The organism is Parabacteroides sp. 20_3 (genome assembly GCF_964238835.1).
Classification (GTDB): Bacteria; Bacteroidota; Bacteroidia; order Bacteroidales; family Tannerellaceae; genus Parabacteroides; species Parabacteroides distasonis.
In genome coordinates, this window is record NZ_CAXSNO010000007.1 from 13,708 (window position 1) to 31,676 (window position 17,969).

A 17,969-nucleotide genomic window follows, 5' to 3' on the forward strand; every position below is an offset into this window, starting at 1 on the left:
GTTGCGTATGTTTTTGAATTTAGATAGGAAAGATCCGAGTGCTTTAGCGATCGTTGATGATAGCGGAGAACGATTAACCTATGGCGATTTATGTGATAAGGCGAAAGAGTTTTCGGAGGTGCTTCCTTATCGGACGCTTATTTTTATTCTTGCTGAGAATTGCAATGGATCGCTTTTAGGATATACTTCTGCGTTAAGTAATGGTATTGTTCCGCTTATTATTAGCAGTCATACCGAGCAATCATTGTTTGATGCCCTTTATGAGAGATATCAGCCGGAATTTCTTTGGCTTCCGACGGCGAAGATAGTGGATTATAATTTGCGGGAGGTTATTTATTCGACTTCCGGCTATTCGCTTACTAGAACAGGGTTTGTGACTCCTGCTTTGTATGAGGACCTTTCATTACTATTGCCTACGTCTGGCAGTACGGGAAGCCCTAAACTTGTCCGTCATAGTTATCGTAATATCGAGGCTAATGCGGAAAATGTCATGAATTTGTTTGGCTTGACATCCTCAGAACGGGCGATGGCGGTACTTCCTATGCACTATACGATGGGACTTTCGGTCATAGCGAGTCACTTATATGCGGGGGCAACCGTGCTATTATGCGGCAAGTCATTGCTTGACCCTGGTTTCTGGAAAATGTTGAAAGACGGGGCTACCAGTTTTACGGGAGTACCTTATAGCTTTGAATTGCTTTCCAAATTGCGTTTCTTCCGTATGGATCTGCCAGATCTTAAGATCGTGACTCAGGGAGGTGGTAAATTAACAGAAGAGATGTGGATGCAATTGGCAACTTATGCGAAGGATAAGGGTAAAAAGTTTATTGCTACCTATGGTCAGAGTGAGTGTACGGCGCGTATGGCTTATCTTCCAGCTGAATTAGCCTCTGCCAAAATCTGTAGTATTGGTATGGCTGAGCCTGGTGGACAGCTCTCTATCATCGACAATGACGGCAATGAGACCTTTGATGGGGAAGCTGTCGGAGAGATGGTGTATCGTGGGGAGAATGTTACGTTAGGTTACGCTACTTGCAAAGAGGATTTATTGAAAGGTGATGAGAATCATGGGGTCATGCACACTGGCGATTTAGTAAGGAGAGATATGGATGGCTGTTATTTTATCGTAGGCCGCTTGAAGCGTTTCCTGAAGATTTTCGGATTGCGTATAGGGCTTGATGAGGTAGAGAACTTGATTCGGAGCAATTTCGACACGGACTGTTATTGTAGTGGCGATGACGAGCATTTGCTGATTAAGTTGACCAATGCGAATATTGCCAGTCGGATACCTTCTTTTATAGAGGAAAAGACACGTCTGTTTTATCAGAGGGTTCAAGTGGAGATTGTAGATAAAATTCTTAGAAACGAGGCCGGTAAGGTTATAAATCAATAATAATAGAAATAGTTATGGCTAATATAGATAAATTGAACGAGATTTTTTGCGAGGTGTTTAATGTGAATGGTTCCGCTCTTGGAAAAGGGTTTGATAAAGACAGTGTGGATGGTTGGGATAGTGTACGCCAATTGTCCTTGACCTCTTCTCTTGAAGACACCTTCGATATCATGTTGGATCCGGAAGACATAATCAGCTGTAATTCGTATGAGGCTGCTAAATCCATGCTTTCTAAATACGAGATTGAGTTATAATGGCACAATGGCAAATTAAGAATGTAGCTCTTAGGGGGGTGACAGGCACTGTGCCTAATAATCCTAAGACTACAATGGATTTAGGCCTTTTTACGCAGGAAGAGGCGGATACGTTTGATAATACCGTAGGTATCAAAAAGCGTTATGTGGCGACAGATGACATTTGCGCCAGCGATCTTTGTTATGATGCTGCAGAACGTTTGCTTGTTAGCTTGGGGTGGGAGAAGGATAGCGTAGATGTCCTCTTGTTTGAATCAGTCTGCCCTGATTATAGGACTCCTCCTACGTCAGGTATTTTGCAATATCGCTTAGGCTTACCTGCATCAACATTTGTGATGGATATACCTATGGGATGTTGTGGCTGTATCTATGCTATTAATGTTGCCGGTAATTTGTTGACAAATGGGAATGTCAAGCGTGCATTGCTGCTTGTGGGTGATACCGCAACAAGAATGGGGTCACCTACAGATAAGAGCCGTGTACCATTATTTGGAGACTGCGGAACAGCTCTTGCGCTAGAGTATGACCCAACAGCAGAGGATATCATAATAGATTTTAATACGTTAGGATCCGGCTATGAAGCTCTTATGACACCTCATGGTGGATTCCGCCATCCTGTTACGCCTCAATCTTTCGAGTATGAGGATTTTGGTAATGGCATTATACGTGCTCCCAAAGATACATTAATAAACGGAATGGATGTGTTTGCTTTCGCTATTTCAAGACCGCCTGTAAGTATTAAGAAAGTGATGCAAGAATATGACCTTAGCTCAGATAATGTTGATTATTTTCTTATTCATCAAGCAAATAAGCTTATAGTTGATAGAATAGTGAAGAAGTTGAAACTACCATTGGAAAAGACTCCATATGATTTACAGGAGTTTGGCAACTTAGGTGGCTGCTCTATCCCAATGCTAATGACATATAATCTTAAGGAAGAGTTAACTACACGTTCTTTGACATTGGTATGTTCTGCTTTTGGCTTAGGATTAACATGGGGAACTATGGTGTTGAGAACCCAGAAGATGGTTGTGGAACCTGTGAACTACCGTGCTATCGAATGAGCTGCATTTAAAAAAGCCTTTACGTTTTACTGTCTCGTTCATAGTGCTTTACATTTGTAGTGAATCTAGTTGTAAAAAGGGCTTTCCAAGCCGTAAGTTATTCACTTGGGAAACCATATATAGTGCCACTGGAGAGCAATGAAAAGTTCGTCAGAATTGGCAAATATTTTATTTGACCACTAGCCCCAATACGCTGACCGCAAATCTCTAAACCAGCGCAATCAGATTGAAAATGAATTCCGTCAATGGGTATATATAATGTAAAGCAGCGAAGACTTAGAGCTTTTTTATTTACAGTGTCATGCTGCGTCATCGCAAATATTGAATTAAGAACTTGTTTTTAACACAACTCGATCTAGGGCACGGTAAAGTGTCCTTTCAAAGGGATATGCCCTAAATTGAGTACTTACAATCTATATTTTATTATGTATTTGATATTTAAACGATTGATTGATGTTTTGGTCTCATTGGTTATCCTTTTGTTTTTATTCCCATTTTTGATATTAGTTGTCTTTTTGATAAAAATAGATTCAAAAGGACCTATTTTCTATTTGCAAAGTAGAGTGGGTAAAAATAGACATCTTTTTAAGGTCTATAAGTTTCGTACTATGACTAATAAGCAGAGAGATCCTAATGCTAAGCAAACATTTTGGGATGACCCTGATATAACTAGGATAGGTGGTTTATTAAGACGTTTTAAAATTGATGAGTTGCCTCAAATATGGAATGTATTTGTCGGGGATATGTCATTGGTTGGACCTCGTCCAGCTTTGCCTAGTTTATATGAAAAGTATGGTGACTTAGCAAATAAACGGTGTTGTGTTAGGCCGGGGATGACCGGATGGGCTCAAGTGAATGGAAATATCTATTTACCTTGGGAAAAGCGTTTGCTTTTGGATAGTGAATATGTTGATCGTATATCGTTTATGTTTGATTTGAGAATTTTAGTTAAAACAGTTGCGATCGTTTTACTTGGAGAAGATAAATTTATAAAGAAATGAGAGTTGGGGTAATAGGCAGTGTAGGCAGTAGTTTGTTGACATTGCAAAAGCTGGTTGAATATTCATTTAATATTGTTGGAGTTTGGGGCTATGAGCCTCATTCTACTTTAAATGTAAGTGGGTATTGCTCAATGCGTAAGTTGGCCGAGGATAATAAAATATCTTATTATCCTTTTGTGAAAATAAATTCTAACGATATTAAAGAACAAATTAGAAAGTCTTCGGTAGATATTCTTTTTGTGGTTGGTCTATCACAGTTGATAGATGAGGATATTATTAGAATGCCTAGGTTTGGATGCGTAGGTTTTCATCCTACAAAGTTACCGAAAGGACGAGGTCGTGCTCCTATGGCATGGCTTATTCTTGATAGAGGAGAGGGCGCTGCTACATTTTTTAAAATAGATACGAAGGCTGATGAGGGTGATATATTTGTGCAGGAACCTTTTTGTATAGATGATAAGGATGATGCTTCTTCAATTGGCATCAAGTTGAAGGAGGCTATGGTACGGGCTTTGGATCGTTGGCTTCCTTCTTTGTCTTCTGTCGGATTAAAAGGGATTCCTCAAGATGGGAAGGCGGCTACTTTCTATGCTAGGCGGGCTCCTTTGGATGGTTGTATAGATTGGTCGAACACGGCGAAAGATATTGATCGTTTGATAAAGGCTAGTACATCGCCTCATCCCGGGGCTTTCTCTTTCTATGGTAATAATAAGGTTCTGATATGGAAATCTAATTATTATGCTTCTGGATATGCGAAAGGTGTTATTGGTCGTGTAGTGAATTTCAATAATGATAATCCTGTTGTTCAAACAGCTGATGGTTATGTTGAATTGGTGAAATATAACATGGTTGATTATTTGGATAGACCAGTCGATGAGCATTTGGTTGTAGGTTCTAGATTAGGTTATTATGATCAACATGAGATTTTCCGTTTGCGGAATGAGATAGAAATGATAAAGCAAGATTTAACGTTGTTGAAAAATGAAAAATAATGTTTTGTTTATCGCACCTCATGCGGATGATGAAATATTGGGCTGTGGGGCAACTATTTATAAGATGATACAAGAAGGTCATAATGTGTATGTGCTGATTATGACAAATGCCAGTAAATCTGATCCAAATATTTTTTCCGAAAAAGGTATTCAGCGTGTTAGAACAGAGGCACTGGAGGCTCATCGTTTACTAGGTGTAAAACAGACCTTTTTCTTTGATTTTCCGGCTCCTGCATTAGATCAATATCCAGGTTATATCATGTCTCGTGAAGTTTCAAAATGTATATCCGAAAATCAAATAGATACAGTGTTTATTCCCCATAGAGGAGATATACATAAAGATCATCGGATGGTCTTTGACAGTGTATTAGTCGCTTGTCGTCCTGTTGGAGATTATACGGTTAAGCGAGTTTATACCTATGAAACGTTATCTGAAACGGAATGGGCTGCTCCTTATGCGGATGATGCTTTTATTCCCACGGTATTCATTCCTTGTAGTCAAGATGGAATGAAAATGAAATTGAGAGCGATGGAGTGTTATCAATCTCAACTAAGGCGGTTCCCTAGTTCTCGTTCTTTAGAGGCTTTGGAAGCTTTGGCGAAATATAGAGGTGCTACAATTAGCGTAGAAAGAGCTGAGGCTTTTATGCTGATCCGAAGTATTTTCTAAAATCACAATAATAATGAATAAACGAATTTACCTTTGCCTTGCTCACATGAGCGGCAAAGAACAAATGTATATCAAAGAAGCCTTTGATACGAACTGGGTCGTGCCTTTAGGTCCGAACGTGAATGGATTCGAGAAAGATCTGGAGGAATTCGTGGGTGAAGGTAAACATGTGGTAGCTCTGTCTGCCGGTACTGCCGCAGTGCATTTGGCGTTGCTTGCCTGTGGCGTGAAGCCGGGGGATGAGGTGCTGGTACAGAGCTTTACCTTCTGTGCTTCCTCGCATCCGATCATGTATTTGGGAGCTACGCCTGTATTCGTGGATTCGGAGGTGGATACTTGGAATATGGATCCTGTGTTGTTGGAAGAGGCTATTAAAGATCGTATCGAGAAGACGGGAAAAACACCGAAAGCGATTGTACCGGTGGCCTTATATGGGATGCCTTATAAGGTGGATGAGATTATGGCGGTCGCTGATCGGTATGGGATTCCGGTCATTGAGGATGCGGCGGAGGGTTTTGGCTCTCGTTATGATGGACGTATGTTGGGTACGTTTGGAGAATATGGGGTGCTGTCGTTCAATGGGAATAAGATGATTACGACCAGTGGCGGTGGTGCGTTGATTTGTCCGGACGGGGAGGCTAAGCGGGAGATCATGTTCTACGCTACGCAGGCTCGGGAGGCTTATCCGTATTACCAGCATGAGCGGATCGGGTATAATTACCGGATGTCGAATATTTGTGCGGGTATCGGGCGTGGTCAGATGACGGTGGCTGATGCTCATGTGGCTCATCATAAGCATACGTGTGATTTATACCGGGAACTGTTGAAGGATGTGAAAGGGATCACCTTGCATGAGAATCCTTCCGGTCGTTTTGATAGTAATTATTGGTTGAATACGATTGTCTTGGATCCTTTAGTGAGGGTGAAAGGGCAGGAGGATGCTTATCAAGCAATGGTACAAGGTGCTGTTGGTGGTGCGGGCGGTGTGACTCACGCGGCGGTTAACGCACATACGGATTGCGAGCCGAATGCCAATGTTGAGGCGATGCGTGTGGGACTTGATGCGATGGGTATAGAATCCCGTCCTTTGTGGAAACCGATGCATAAGCAACCTGTCTATAAGGATTGTCCGGCTTACGTGAATGGGGTGAGCGAATCTTTGTTTAAGGTCGGGTTGTGCCTGCCTTCCGGCCCGTATGTAACGGATCGGGATATTGAGTATATCGTTGGAGGTATAAGGGGCTTGATTGAGCGTTGATTTTAACAGCTTTCATGAGCTAAATTCGTTTTACTGTGTAGGCCTAAGTAAAGGCTAATCATAAAGATTTTATTTTTGTTACGAGGAGGGTGTGTCATTTTTTGATGTACCCTTTTTGTGTTCTTTAGCTGAACTTTTCCTTCGCCCCAAAGTCTTACTCTATTCGAGAGCGGAGTTTATGACCATGTGTGAGAGAGCTAGGATCGTGTTCCTACGCATTGGGTATTGGGAAAATATTGCAATCGGCTCAAATATTGCGGTAAAGATACGAATATCGGCTCAATTTGAGCCGATAGTTGAAGGAAAATTAGTACTTTTGAGCCGATTTAGTGAAAGGAATGTTATGACTATCGAAACAGAAATCCTACAGGTATTGCACTATCATCCGCTATCAAATAGAGGAGCGATAGCTTCCATGCTGGTAAATGCACCAAGCGACAGCACCATGAAAAGACTCTTGGCTGATGCTGTCAGCAAAGGTCTTATAGAAGTGTATGGAAAAGGACCTGCTACCAAATACTCGCTTACTCCACAAGCTCAGGTAACGATGCCTTTGGATATTGATACCTATTTCAAGAATGAAATGGATGATCGTACTGTGCAGGAAAATTTCAATTTCGAACTCATAAAACAGATTCTGCCAAAGGTTTCACTTTTCACAGAAGAGGAATGTAAACGTTTGGATAAAGCTCAGTCCATTTTCAGAACCCACCTTGAAGAACTTTCTGAAACAGATTACAAAAAGGAGATGGAAAGACTGGGAGTTGACCTGTCATGGAAATCTTCACAAATCGAGGGCAATACTTATTCCCTGCTAGAAACGGAGCGCCTGCTGAAAGAAAGACAGGAAGCTACTGGTAAGACAAGGGAAGAAGCTATCATGCTGCTCAATCACAAGGATGCGCTTGATTTTGTTCTCAATGTGCCCGACTATCTTAAGGAAATATCCGTCCACCGCATAGAGGACATCCATTCTTTACTGACCAAGGACTTAGGTGTGGAAAGAAACATACGACGCCGACGTGTGGGTATCACAGGTACGAACTATCGTCCCCTTGATAACGAGTTCCAGATTCGTGAGGCATTGGAAGATTCCTGTAAACTTATCAATGGCAAAGACAATATCTTTGAGAAGTCATTACTTGCACTGGTTCTCCTTTCTTATATTCAGGCATTTTCGGATGGAAACAAACGTACTGCCCGTATCACAAGCAATGCCATACTGATAGCCAATGGTTATTGCCCAATCTCATTCAGAACGGTTGATTCCATAGACTACAAAAAAGCCATGCTGATATTCTATGAACAGAATAACATTGCCGCTTTCAAGAAGATATTCATAGAACAATTTGAATTTGCTGTCAAAACTTATTTTTGATTTCTTTTGTGAAAACTAACGGACTATTGTATTTACGAAACTACTTCTACTACTGAACAATTATAATTATGCCCCCGTCTTTCTTTCCCTTAGGGAGGATGAGAGAGACGGGGGCTTTTTTATGCTTCTAAACATGGAATGATAATTGGTTGGGATTTGGATAATCGCTAACTTGTCGGCGCTGAATCCGTGAAATTCCTTGCAGATTGTAAGCACCTACTAAATCATTCACGTTATGGAAATACATCTTGATAACTATTTGCCGGAATATCCTTCCTTCGTTTCCGGTATTCGCCGTGCTCCCGATCGCGGCTATTCGCTTACGCCCGCTCAAACAGAAACGGCATTGATGAATGCGCTTCGTTACATCCCTGTTGAATTACATGAGAAGCTAGCTCCTGAGTTCATGGAGGAATTATTGACCCGGGGACGGATCTATGGTTATCGTTACCGTCCGCAGGGAGACTTGAAAGCGAAGCCTATCTCTGAATATAAAGGTAAATGTATCGAGGGAAAGGCCTTTCAAGTAATGATCGATAATAACCTTTGCTTTGATATCGCTTTGTACCCTTACGAGTTGGTTACGTATGGCGAGACTGGGCAGGTCTGCCAGAATTGGATGCAATATCGTTTGATTAAGAAGTATTTGGAGGAGCTGACCGAGGAGCAGACCTTGGTGATCGAATCCGGGCATCCTCTGGGATTGTTTCATTCCAAGCCGGATGCCCCACGGGTGATTATCACGAACTCCATGATGGTGGGAATGTTCGATAACCAAAAGGATTGGCATGTCGCCGCCCAGATGGGAGTCGCTAATTATGGACAGATGACGGCCGGAGGTTGGATGTATATTGGCCCGCAAGGTATTGTACACGGTACGTTTAATACATTGTTGAATGCCGGACGTAAGAAATTAGGGATTCCACAAGATAAGGATTTGCGAGGCTATCTGTTTGTATCTTCCGGTTTAGGAGGAATGAGTGGCGCTCAACCTAAAGCCGCCGTGATTGCCGGTGCTGCCAGTATAATCGCCGAGGTAGACGCTTCCCGTATCGAGACACGCCGATGCCAAGGATGGGTCCAGCATGTGACGGATGATATGGGGAAAGCTTTCTCCTTAGCCGATGAGGCGATTCGTAAGAAAGAACCGATCTCTATCGCTTTTCATGGCAATATCGTGGATTTATTGGAATATGCCGATAAACAGGGTCTTTCCATCGACCTATTGAGTGACCAGACCTCGTGTCATGCGGTCTATGAAGGTGGTTATTGTCCGGCAGGCGTGACGTTTGAGGAACGTACGGAATTATTGGCTCATCACCGGGAAGATTTTTGTGCTTTGGTCGATAAAACGTTGAAACGACATTTCGAGGTGATCAAGCGTCTGGTTGCCCGGGGTACCTATTTCTTTGACTATGGGAACTCCTTCATGAAAGCGATCTATGATGCCGGTGTACATGAGATTTCCCGTAACGGTGTGGACGAGAAAGATGGTTTTATATGGCCTTCTTATGTGGAAGATATCATGGGGCCGGAATTATTTGATTATGGGTACGGTCCTTTCCGCTGGGTATGTTTAAGCGGTAAGCCGGAAGATTTGATTCGCACGGATCATGCGGCTATGGCGTGTATCGATCCGACTCGAAGAGGGCAGGATATGGATAATTATAATTGGATACGTGACGCGGAGAAGAACCGTTTGGTGGTGGGTACGCAAGCCCGGATCTTATATCAAGACGCTGAGGGGCGCTTGAAGATCGCCCTTGAGTTTAACCGAATGGTACGTGATGGGGAGGTTGGCCCGATTATGTTGGGACGAGACCATCATGACGTGAGCGGTACGGATTCTCCATTCCGTGAGACCTCTAATATACGGGACGGAAGCAATGTGATGGCTGATATGGCGGTGCAGTGCTTCGCTGGAAATGCCGCCCGGGGTATGAGCTTGGTCGCTCTTCATAATGGTGGAGGGGTTGGTATCGGTAAGGCGATAAACGGAGGTTTCGGTATGGTTCTCGATGGTAGTGAGCGGGTGGACGAGATACTTCGCTCTGCTATGATATGGGACGTGATGGGGGGTGTCGCTCGTCGCTCATGGGCCCGTAACCCGAATGCGATGCGTACGAGCGCTACTTTCAATGAGAACCGTGGCGAACAGTATCATATTACCCTCCCGTATATCCCGGAGAGGGCGTTTATTCATGAAATCGTACAAACATCATTAAATAAAAAGGTATGAGTACTTGGAATAAGATTATGGAATGTGTCCCTAACTTCAGTGAAGGACGGGATCTGGAGAAGATAGATAAGATCGTAGCGCCTTTCCGGGCTAAGACGGGTGTTAAACTGTTGGACTATAGTAATGATGAGGATCACAATCGCTTGGTTGTTACCGTGGTAGGGGAGCCAGTCGCTTTAAAACAAGCCGTATTGGAGGCCATTGGAGTTGCCGTTGAGCTGATCGATTTAAACAAGCATAGCGGTCAACATCCTCGAATGGGGGCCGTAGATGTGGTTCCTTTTATACCGATTCGCGGATGTACGATGGAAGAGGCGATCGCCTTGTCTAAGGAAGTAGGGGAGGAAGTGGGCGCTCGTTATGCCGTGCCGGTCTTCTTATATGAAAAATCGGCTTCCGCCCCTTACCGGGAGAATCTGGCGGCGATCCGTAAAGGAGAGTTTGAAGGGATGGCAGAGAAAATCCATCAACCGGAGTGGAAACCTGATTTTGGTCCGGCCGAAAGACATCCGACAGCCGGTACGGTCGCCATAGGTGCCCGCATGCCTTTGGTCGCCTATAATGTGAACTTAGGAACGAATCAATTGCAGATCGCTACGGATATAGCGAAGAAAATCCGTTTCATCGGCGGAGGTTTACGTTATTGTAAAGCGATGGGGGTTGAGTTGAAGGAACGTGGTATCGTACAGGTCTCTATTAATATGACCGATTATACCCGTACGGCCTTGTACCGGGCCTTCGAGTTAGTTCGTATCGAGGCTCGCAGATATGGTGTTCCGGTGGTGGGGAGCGAGATTATCGGCTTGGTTCCTATGGAGGCGTTGATCGATACGGCCTCTTACTATTTGGGATTAGAGGACTTCTCTATGAATCAAGTATTGGAAGCCCGTATTATGGAATAGCGTATGGAGAATAGCAAGATATTAATCAGGAATGCTGCCCAGATCGTCACTTGTCATGGGGATAAGGCACGACGGGGAGCGGAGATGTCTGATTTAGGCGTTATCGAGGATGGAGCCGTAGCGATGTCTGATGGGGTTATTACGCATGTAGGACCTACGGAGGAGGTACTTCGAAACATCCATGCGGAGGATTATTTGGAGATTCGGGCGGAGAACCAAGCGGTGTTACCCGGATTTGTAGATAGCCATACGCATTTTATCTTTGGCGGTTACCGGGAGGAGGAGTTCTCTTGGCGATTGCGGGGAGATAGTTATATGTCGATCATGGAGCGTGGTGGAGGTATCGTGAATACGATGAAAGCTACCCGTGAAAGTGATTTCGATACACTATGGGACAGAGGGGAAGAACGTTTGGATGAGTTATTCTCCATGGGTGTTACCACGGTGGAGGGGAAAAGTGGTTATGGTTTGGATTTGCAAACAGAATTAGTTCAGCTTCGTGTCATGTCGGACCTGAATGAGTCTCATCCGATGGATGTCGTATCGACCTTTTTGGGAGCTCATGCTGTTCCTCCTGAATTTGCCGGTCGTACGGACGATTATGTGGATTATATGATCGAGGAAGTTCTTCCTGCCATACGAGCCGAACATACGGTTACGTTTTGTGATGTGTTTTGTGAGAAAGGCGTTTTCTCGTTAGAACAGAGTGAGCGCTTGCTTCGTGCCGCCCGTCATCATCGTTTTAAATTGAAGATGCATGCGGATGAGATCGTTCCTTTCGGAGGGGCGGAACTGGCGGCCTCCTTGAAGTGTGTAAGTGCTGATCATTTATTACATATATCGGATACAGGCATCAAACGTCTGGCAAGAGCGGGTGTCGTAGCTACCTTACTTCCGCTGACTGCCTTTTCCTTGAATGAGCCGTATGCGCCTGCCCGGAAAATGATAGATGCCGGTTGCGCGGTGGCTTTAGCTTCCGATCTAAATCCGGGAAGTTGTTTCTCCGCCTCGATCCCGATGATGATAGCCTTGGCCTGTATCTATATGAAGATGACCCCTGAAGAAGCGGTAACGGCATTGACCATTAATGGAGCCGCAGCTGTGGGACGTGCCTCCGAGATTGGAAGTATCAGCGTGGGAAAACGTGCGGACGTGATCTTGCTGAAATACCCGTCTTATAAGTTCCTACCTTATCATGTGGGAATGAATCTCGTGGATACCGTAATTAAGGATGGGGAACTTTATATGATGTAAGATAAGAATTGTTGAATCATTTAAATCAAAATACTATGTTAGCAGACTTGACAATTAAAGATTTTTTGACGGAAACGGCGGGTAGTGCTCCCGTTCCCGGTGGTGGAAGTATATCTGCCTTGAATGGCGCTATAGCGGCAGCTTTGACAGAGATGGTGGCCCATCTGACTGTTGGCAAAAAGAAATATGCGGAAGTGGAAGGACAAATGAAGACGATCGCTACCGAGGCGGCTTTGATCCGTGAGCGTCTTACTGAATATATCGATAAGGACAGCGAGGCTTATGATCGTGTATTCTCCGCTTTTAAGTTACCGAAAGAAACGCCTGACGAACAGGTGATCCGTACGAATGCGATACAGAGCGCTACTAAAGAGGCGGCTATTGTTCCGATGAGGGTGGCGGAGGAGATCGGTTCCGTAATGGAGACGATTATCTATGTGGCTCACAAAGGTAATCAGAATGCCGTCACGGATGCTTGCGTGGCGATGATGGCTGCCCGTACTTGTGTATTGGGGGCTTTATTGAATGTCCGAATTAACTTAACGTCCATCCAAGACGAGGTGTTCGTCGGAATGATGCGGAAGAAAGCGGATGAACTGGAGGCGAACGCTATCCGTGTAGAGCAAAAGTTATTGGATTGGGTGAAGACTAAATTATAGCATATGAGTAATGTTTATTATGTGGGTTCCGAGCCTCTCTCTTTTGAGGGAATCGAACGGATACTTACTCAAAATATGAAGTTGGAGCTTTCACCCGAGGTGAAGGAGCGCATCCAGCGTTGCCGGGATTACTTGGATCATAAGATCGAGCAACAGGAGGGGCCTTTGTATGGGATTACTACCGGTTTCGGGTCCTTATGTAATAAGAATATCTCTCCGGACGAATTGAGCACCTTGCAAGAGAACTTGGTGAAAAGTCATGCCTGTAGCGTAGGGGATGAGGTAAGTCCGGTGATCGTCCGTTTGATGATGTTATTGAAGGCGCATGCCCTTTCGTTGGGGCATAGTGGCGTACAGGTGATCACCGTACAACGTATTCTGGACTTTTTCAATAATGACGTGCTTCCGATCGTGTATGATCGTGGCTCTTTAGGCGCTTCCGGTGATTTGGCACCTCTGGCGAATTTGTTCCTGCCTCTGATCGGCGTGGGTGATGTTTATTATAAGGGCCGCAAACGGGAAGCGATCAGCGTATTGGACGAGTTCGCTTGGAAGCCTGTGAAGCTGAAAAGCAAGGAGGGGTTAGCTTTATTGAACGGTACGCAATTTATGAGCGCCAATGGCGTATTCGCCTTGATGCGTGCGTTTAGCCTGTCCAAGAAAGCGGATCTGATCGCCGCTTTATCCTTGGAGGCTTTCGATGGGCGTATCGATCCTTTCATGGATTGTATCCAGCAGATGCGTCCGCATCCCGGACAAATCGAGACCGGGGCCGCTTTTCGACGGCTATTGGAGGGAAGTGAGTTAATCGCCCGGAAAAAGGAACATGTTCAGGACCCGTATTCATTCCGTTGTATCCCTCAAGTGCATGGGGCTACGAAAGACGCTATCAATTATGTGGCGAATGTCCTGCTTACCGAAGTAAATTCCGTGACGGATAACCCGACGATCTTCCCGGAGGAGGATAAGATTATTTCCGGCGGTAATTTCCACGGTCAGCCCTTGGCGATTTCTTATGATTTCTTGGCGATTGCCTTGGCTGAGTTAGGAAATATATCGGAACGTCGTGTCGCTCAATTGATCATGGGTTTGCGGGGATTGCCTGAGTTCTTGGTCGCTAATCCCGGCTTGAACTCCGGTTTCATGATCCCTCAATATGCGGCCGCCAGTATGGTAAGCCAGAATAAGATGTATTGCTATGCGGCGAGCAGCGATTCTATCGTGTCTAGTAATGGACAAGAGGATCATGTGAGTATGGGGGCGAATGCGGCGACGAAATTGTTTAAGATCATGGACAACTTGGATCATATCTTGGCGATCGAGCTGATGAATGCGGCACAAGGAATCGAGTTCCGTCGTCCGGCTAGGACTTCTCCGGTATTAGAGAAGTTCTTGAAGGATTACCGGAAAGAGGTGCCATTTATCGACGAGGATATTATTATGTACACGGAAATACATCGTACGGTGGCGTTTATTCGTAGGAAAGACTTTGTATATTAATGAATATCGTTAATAGAGGTTAGAAATCCAGCTGAATCTCCTATTCGGCTGGATTATTTTGTATTTTCGCCGTCAATCTAAACACAATCGATCTACTTTATGCAAAATGTAACAAATCCTACCGTGAAAACACACGTAGTTTGGCTGGATGTCGTACGCTTGATAGCCATGTTTACTGTTGTTTGCTGTCATTGTACAGACCCGTTTAATTTCTATCCCGGAGATTCTCCGATTATTGGGGATATTAAGTTTTGGGGAGCTGCCTATGGGGCTTTTCTTCGTCCTTGTGTACCTCTGTTCGTTATGATTACGGGAGCCTTGTTGCTACCGGTCCGGGAAGAGACTTCTATTTTCTATAAGAAAAGGATATTGCGTGTATTCTGGCCTTTCTTGATTTGGTCTGTTATTTATAATTTATTTCCTTGGTTTACGGGACTGCTTGGTTTGAGGCCGGAACTTATTCTTGATTTCTTCCCTTATTCGGGAGAAGAGGTGACTCGTCAATCGTTGAGCGTATCTTTAGACTATATCGCCCAGATACCGTTCAATTTCTCATTGTTGGATGTACATATGTGGTATATCTATTTACTGATAGGTTTATATCTTTATTTGCCGATCTTCTCCGCTTGGGTCGAGAAAGTTTCGGATAAGGCGAAATTATGGTTTCTGGCAGGTTGGGGAGTGACTTTGTTTATTCCTTATTACCGGGAATTCGTATCTCCTTATATTTGGGGTGGATGCTCATGGAATGAATTCAGTATGCTTTATTATTTCGCCGGGTTTAACGGTTACTTGCTATTGGGGCATTATCTGCGGAATCATGATTGGTCGTCAGGAAAGATCGTTGGGATAGGCATTCCTATGTTTGTTGTGGGCTATGCCATTACTTTCTTCGGTTTCCGCTATACGACAGCTTTGCCTGCTTACACGGAGGAACAGTTAGAGTTATTCTTCTACTATTGTTCTCCCAATGTGGTGATGATGACGATTCCTATCTTCTTGCTGGCGAAGAAGGTGAATGTGAAATCAGGCACGATCAAACGAATGTTAGCGAACTTAACGGTATGTGGTTTCGGAATCTATATGGTACATTATTTCTTTACGGGACCCAGCGTGCTGTTGGCGAGAGCCTTGAATATCCCTTTGGGTTTACAGATTCCTGCCGCTTCTGTGGTAGCATTCGCTGTATCTTGGCTGATTGTGTTGGGTATCAGAAAGATTTGCGGTAAGAAAGCCAAGTATATTGTGGGCTGAATTTATACGTACGTTCGCATAGGCTGATACGTATATAGGCGTAGGCCAATGCGAGCGTACGTGTAGGACGATACGTATATACGTGCGAGACCACACGTATATACGTATAAATCATCTTTATTTCTTGGTTACAATCACTCGCTCTGTCGGAGCCAGATGCTCGTTGCGATAGTCTATCTGCTTGACTACATTCTCGGCCAATTCTTGGAATGCCTTACCTGTGATCGAGTCCGGGTTCAACGCTACCGGCTTACCTTGATCTCCTCCTTCGCAGATACTTTGTACGATAGGAATCTGTCCCAGTAACGGCACGTTCAGTTCCTCAGCTAGGCGTTTACAACCTTCCTTTCCGAATATATAATATTTGTTTTCCGGTAATTCCGCTGGGGTAAACCAAGCCATATTCTCGATCAATCCTAAAACAGGGACATTAACCTTATCTCCAGTGAACATGCTGATACCCTTACGAGCGTCCGCTAAAGCAACCTCTTGCGGCGTACTTACCACCACGGCTCCGGTTATCGCTAGTGTCTGTACCATTGTCAAATGGATATCACTCGTTCCGGGAGGTAAATCGATTAAGAAATAATCAAGCTCACCCCAGTTGGCGTCGCCGATCAATTGCTTCAATGCGTTGCTAGCCATTGCTCCACGCCATAGGACTGCGTCGTTTTTATTTACGAAGAAGCCGATGGATAACATCTTGACACCATAATTTTCGGCCGGCTTGATCAGTTCCCTGCCCTCTACCTCTTCCATATAAGGGCGAGCCTCTTCTAGGTTGAACATCTTGGGTTGGGACGGCCCGAATATATCGGCATCCAGCAATCCTACCTTATATCCTTGTAAGGCCAATGCGACAGCTAGATTAGCGGCAACGGTACTTTTACCAACTCCTCCTTTACCGGAAGATACGGCGATAATATTTTTTACTTGCGGTAATAATTTATCCGGTTCCGGGCGAGCTAACTGACGGGCTTTTACCGTGATGTTTCCCTTGATATTCACCTCCGGGCTTACATAGGTTAAGATAGCTGTCTCCGCAGCTTTTACTACGGAGCGGATAAACGGATCATTCGGTTTCTCGAATAATAACGAGAAGGTGACATTCATACCATCGATACGAATGTTGTCTTCTACGAGGCCCATGGAAACGATGTCCTTTCCGGTACCCGGGTAACGAACGTTCTTCAACGCCTCAATAATCAGATTCGGATAGATTGTCATATCTGTTGATTTTTTTAAGTCATTCTTTTATTTACCGGAAGCCAAAGCGCTTCGTTTACTGCGATTAAAGCTACGATAAGGATCTAACTCTATTTCTACGTCAGGTTCCACCAATCGTTCCCTTTCCTCACAAACAAACTTGATGTATTTGATGTTTAATCCACGATCCAGCCATTGTTGCTCGTAATAGGTCTTGATGGATAAGATCTCATCCGCCAGATTGGAATGATATAGGTCGTCTGTACTGAACAATACGGGATAATGGTTCGCTTTTACCATCTCGCACGTATAGGTATACATAAAGTTACTATCCGTTTTTAAATGGATAATACCATCTCCGGAAAGGATTTCCCGATACATTTTCATGAAACGGGTTCCGGTCAGACGCTTATTGACCTTTTTCATTTGAGGGTCCGGAAATGTGATCCAGATCTCGGCTACTTCGCCCGGAGCAAAGAAATAGGAAATCAATTCGATACTGGTACGTAGGAAAGCCACGTTATTCATCCCGGCTTCCAGCGATTCTTTCGCTCCGGTCCACATACGTGCTCCCTTGATATCGACACCAATAAAATTCTTATTTGGGAAAAGCTTTCCCAAACCTACGGTATATTCCCCTTTTCCACATCCCAATTCCAAAACAATAGGATGGTCGTTCTTGAAAAAACGTTCATGCCACTGTCCTTTCATATCAAACCCTTTTTCTTGTAGGGCGGCGAAAGGGTATTGGAATACGTGCGGATAGCCCGCCATATCGTCAAACTTAGCTAATTTATTCTTTCCCATGTCGCGAAGATAATACTTAAAAAAATGCTTTTTACGTTTTTTCTACTGTTTTAGATAGGGGTTTTTATGCGTTGGCGAGTCTTTTGAACATATAGGCTGTCAGAAGTTTTATTTGAAAGTGGAGTTGTAACGAATAAA

At 44.2% G+C, this 17,969-nt stretch carries 16 protein-coding genes; 14 read left to right on the forward strand and 2 right to left on the reverse strand.

Features of this window, described 5'->3' with window-relative positions:
- The first annotated feature begins 7 nt into the window (after positions 1–7).
- The 14 genes from ACESPU_RS14645 to ACESPU_RS14710 all read left to right on the forward strand — a co-directional run bounded on the left by ACESPU_RS14645 (position 8) and on the right by ACESPU_RS14710 (position 15,818).
- Positions 8–1,393, forward strand: a complete 1,386-nt coding sequence (locus tag ACESPU_RS14645) for an AMP-binding protein (RefSeq protein WP_121961605.1) — start codon at positions 8–10, stop codon at positions 1,391–1,393.
- Positions 1,394–1,407: 14 nt separating this feature from the next.
- A complete protein-coding gene (locus tag ACESPU_RS14650) occupies positions 1,408–1,647 on the forward strand; it encodes an acyl carrier protein (RefSeq protein WP_121961477.1) in 240 nt (79 codons plus the stop codon).
- Positions 1,647–2,711 carry a 3-oxoacyl-ACP synthase III family protein gene (locus ACESPU_RS14655; RefSeq protein ID WP_121961476.1) on the forward strand — a complete coding sequence of 355 codons (1,065 nt, stop codon included), beginning with the start codon at positions 1,647–1,649 and terminating at the stop codon, positions 2,709–2,711. The genes ACESPU_RS14650 and ACESPU_RS14655 overlap by 1 nt, the downstream gene beginning before the upstream one ends.
- 425 nt (positions 2,712–3,136) lie before the next feature.
- Positions 3,137–3,712, forward strand: coding sequence for a sugar transferase (locus tag ACESPU_RS14660; protein ID WP_121961475.1), 576 nt, complete (start codon positions 3,137–3,139; stop codon positions 3,710–3,712).
- The gene (locus ACESPU_RS14665; protein WP_121961474.1) at positions 3,709–4,704 is read left to right on the forward strand and encodes a formyltransferase family protein; all 996 of its coding nucleotides are present in this window, start codon (positions 3,709–3,711) and stop codon (positions 4,702–4,704) included. The genes ACESPU_RS14660 and ACESPU_RS14665 overlap by 4 nt, the downstream gene beginning before the upstream one ends.
- A complete protein-coding gene (locus ACESPU_RS14670; RefSeq protein WP_009275880.1) occupies positions 4,694–5,374 on the forward strand; it encodes a PIG-L deacetylase family protein in 681 nt (226 codons plus the stop codon). The genes ACESPU_RS14665 and ACESPU_RS14670 overlap by 11 nt, the downstream gene beginning before the upstream one ends.
- A gap of 13 nt (positions 5,375–5,387) precedes the next feature.
- On the forward strand, positions 5,388–6,632 hold the full coding sequence (locus tag ACESPU_RS14675) for a DegT/DnrJ/EryC1/StrS aminotransferase family protein (RefSeq protein ID WP_121961473.1): 1,245 nt from the start codon (positions 5,388–5,390) through the stop codon (positions 6,630–6,632).
- Between the two features lie 343 nt (positions 6,633–6,975).
- Complete coding sequence (locus tag ACESPU_RS14680; RefSeq protein WP_270214899.1) at positions 6,976–8,010, forward strand: Fic family protein; 1,035 nt, start codon at positions 6,976–6,978, stop codon at positions 8,008–8,010.
- 235 nt (positions 8,011–8,245) lie between these two features.
- On the forward strand, positions 8,246–10,249 hold the full coding sequence (locus tag ACESPU_RS14685) for a urocanate hydratase (RefSeq protein WP_122369012.1): 2,004 nt from the start codon (positions 8,246–8,248) through the stop codon (positions 10,247–10,249).
- On the forward strand, positions 10,246–11,151 hold the full coding sequence (gene ftcD / locus ACESPU_RS14690) for a glutamate formimidoyltransferase (RefSeq protein WP_036611367.1): 906 nt from the start codon (positions 10,246–10,248) through the stop codon (positions 11,149–11,151). The genes ACESPU_RS14685 and ftcD overlap by 4 nt, the downstream gene beginning before the upstream one ends.
- Before the next feature lie 3 nt (positions 11,152–11,154).
- Positions 11,155–12,405: an imidazolonepropionase gene (gene hutI, locus ACESPU_RS14695; protein ID WP_005859151.1), complete on the forward strand. Its 1,251-nt coding sequence runs from the start codon at positions 11,155–11,157 to the stop codon at positions 12,403–12,405.
- Positions 12,406–12,440: 35 nt separating this feature from the next.
- Positions 12,441–13,064, forward strand: coding sequence for a cyclodeaminase/cyclohydrolase family protein (locus ACESPU_RS14700; protein ID WP_121961471.1), 624 nt, complete (start codon positions 12,441–12,443; stop codon positions 13,062–13,064).
- A 3-nt stretch (positions 13,065–13,067) separates the two neighbouring features.
- Positions 13,068–14,564: a histidine ammonia-lyase gene (hutH, locus tag ACESPU_RS14705; protein ID WP_005859147.1), complete on the forward strand. Its 1,497-nt coding sequence runs from the start codon at positions 13,068–13,070 to the stop codon at positions 14,562–14,564.
- A 99-nt stretch (positions 14,565–14,663) separates the two neighbouring features.
- Positions 14,664–15,818, forward strand: coding sequence for an acyltransferase (locus ACESPU_RS14710; protein WP_121961470.1), 1,155 nt, complete (start codon positions 14,664–14,666; stop codon positions 15,816–15,818).
- 117 nt (positions 15,819–15,935) lie between these two features.
- Here ACESPU_RS14710 and ACESPU_RS14715 read toward each other — a convergent pair whose 3' ends face one another.
- A complete protein-coding gene (locus tag ACESPU_RS14715) occupies positions 15,936–17,045 on the reverse strand; it encodes an Mrp/NBP35 family ATP-binding protein (protein ID WP_005859141.1) in 1,110 nt (369 codons plus the stop codon).
- Positions 17,046–17,072: 27 nt separating this feature from the next.
- A complete protein-coding gene (gene trmB / locus ACESPU_RS14720; RefSeq protein WP_005867819.1) occupies positions 17,073–17,831 on the reverse strand; it encodes a tRNA (guanosine(46)-N7)-methyltransferase TrmB in 759 nt (252 codons plus the stop codon).
- Between the last annotated feature and the right edge of the window lie 138 nt (positions 17,832–17,969).

Coding starts and splice junctions, on each gene's coding strand:
- ACESPU_RS14710 (WP_121961470.1), top strand. CDS start 14,664: ATGCAAAATGTAACAAATCCTACCGTGAAAACACACGTAGTTTGGCTG.
- ACESPU_RS14650 (WP_121961477.1), top strand. CDS start 1,408: ATGGCTAATATAGATAAATTGAACGAGATTTTTTGCGAGGTGTTTAAT.
- ACESPU_RS14700 (WP_121961471.1), top strand. CDS start 12,441: ATGTTAGCAGACTTGACAATTAAAGATTTTTTGACGGAAACGGCGGGT.
- ftcD (WP_036611367.1), top strand. CDS start 10,246: ATGAGTACTTGGAATAAGATTATGGAATGTGTCCCTAACTTCAGTGAA.
- hutH (WP_005859147.1), top strand. CDS start 13,068: ATGAGTAATGTTTATTATGTGGGTTCCGAGCCTCTCTCTTTTGAGGGA.
- ACESPU_RS14680 (WP_270214899.1), top strand. CDS start 6,976: ATGACTATCGAAACAGAAATCCTACAGGTATTGCACTATCATCCGCTA.
- trmB (WP_005867819.1), bottom strand. CDS start 17,831: ATGGGAAAGAATAAATTAGCTAAGTTTGACGATATGGCGGGCTATCCG.
- ACESPU_RS14685 (WP_122369012.1), top strand. CDS start 8,246: ATGGAAATACATCTTGATAACTATTTGCCGGAATATCCTTCCTTCGTT.
- ACESPU_RS14715 (WP_005859141.1), bottom strand. CDS start 17,045: ATGACAATCTATCCGAATCTGATTATTGAGGCGTTGAAGAACGTTCGT.
- ACESPU_RS14670 (WP_009275880.1), top strand. CDS start 4,694: ATGAAAAATAATGTTTTGTTTATCGCACCTCATGCGGATGATGAAATA.
- ACESPU_RS14660 (WP_121961475.1), top strand. CDS start 3,137: ATGTATTTGATATTTAAACGATTGATTGATGTTTTGGTCTCATTGGTT.
- ACESPU_RS14655 (WP_121961476.1), top strand. CDS start 1,647: ATGGCACAATGGCAAATTAAGAATGTAGCTCTTAGGGGGGTGACAGGC.
- ACESPU_RS14645 (WP_121961605.1), top strand. CDS start 8: ATGTTTTTGAATTTAGATAGGAAAGATCCGAGTGCTTTAGCGATCGTT.
- ACESPU_RS14675 (WP_121961473.1), top strand. CDS start 5,388: ATGAATAAACGAATTTACCTTTGCCTTGCTCACATGAGCGGCAAAGAA.
- ACESPU_RS14665 (WP_121961474.1), top strand. CDS start 3,709: ATGAGAGTTGGGGTAATAGGCAGTGTAGGCAGTAGTTTGTTGACATTG.
- hutI (WP_005859151.1), top strand. CDS start 11,155: ATGGAGAATAGCAAGATATTAATCAGGAATGCTGCCCAGATCGTCACT.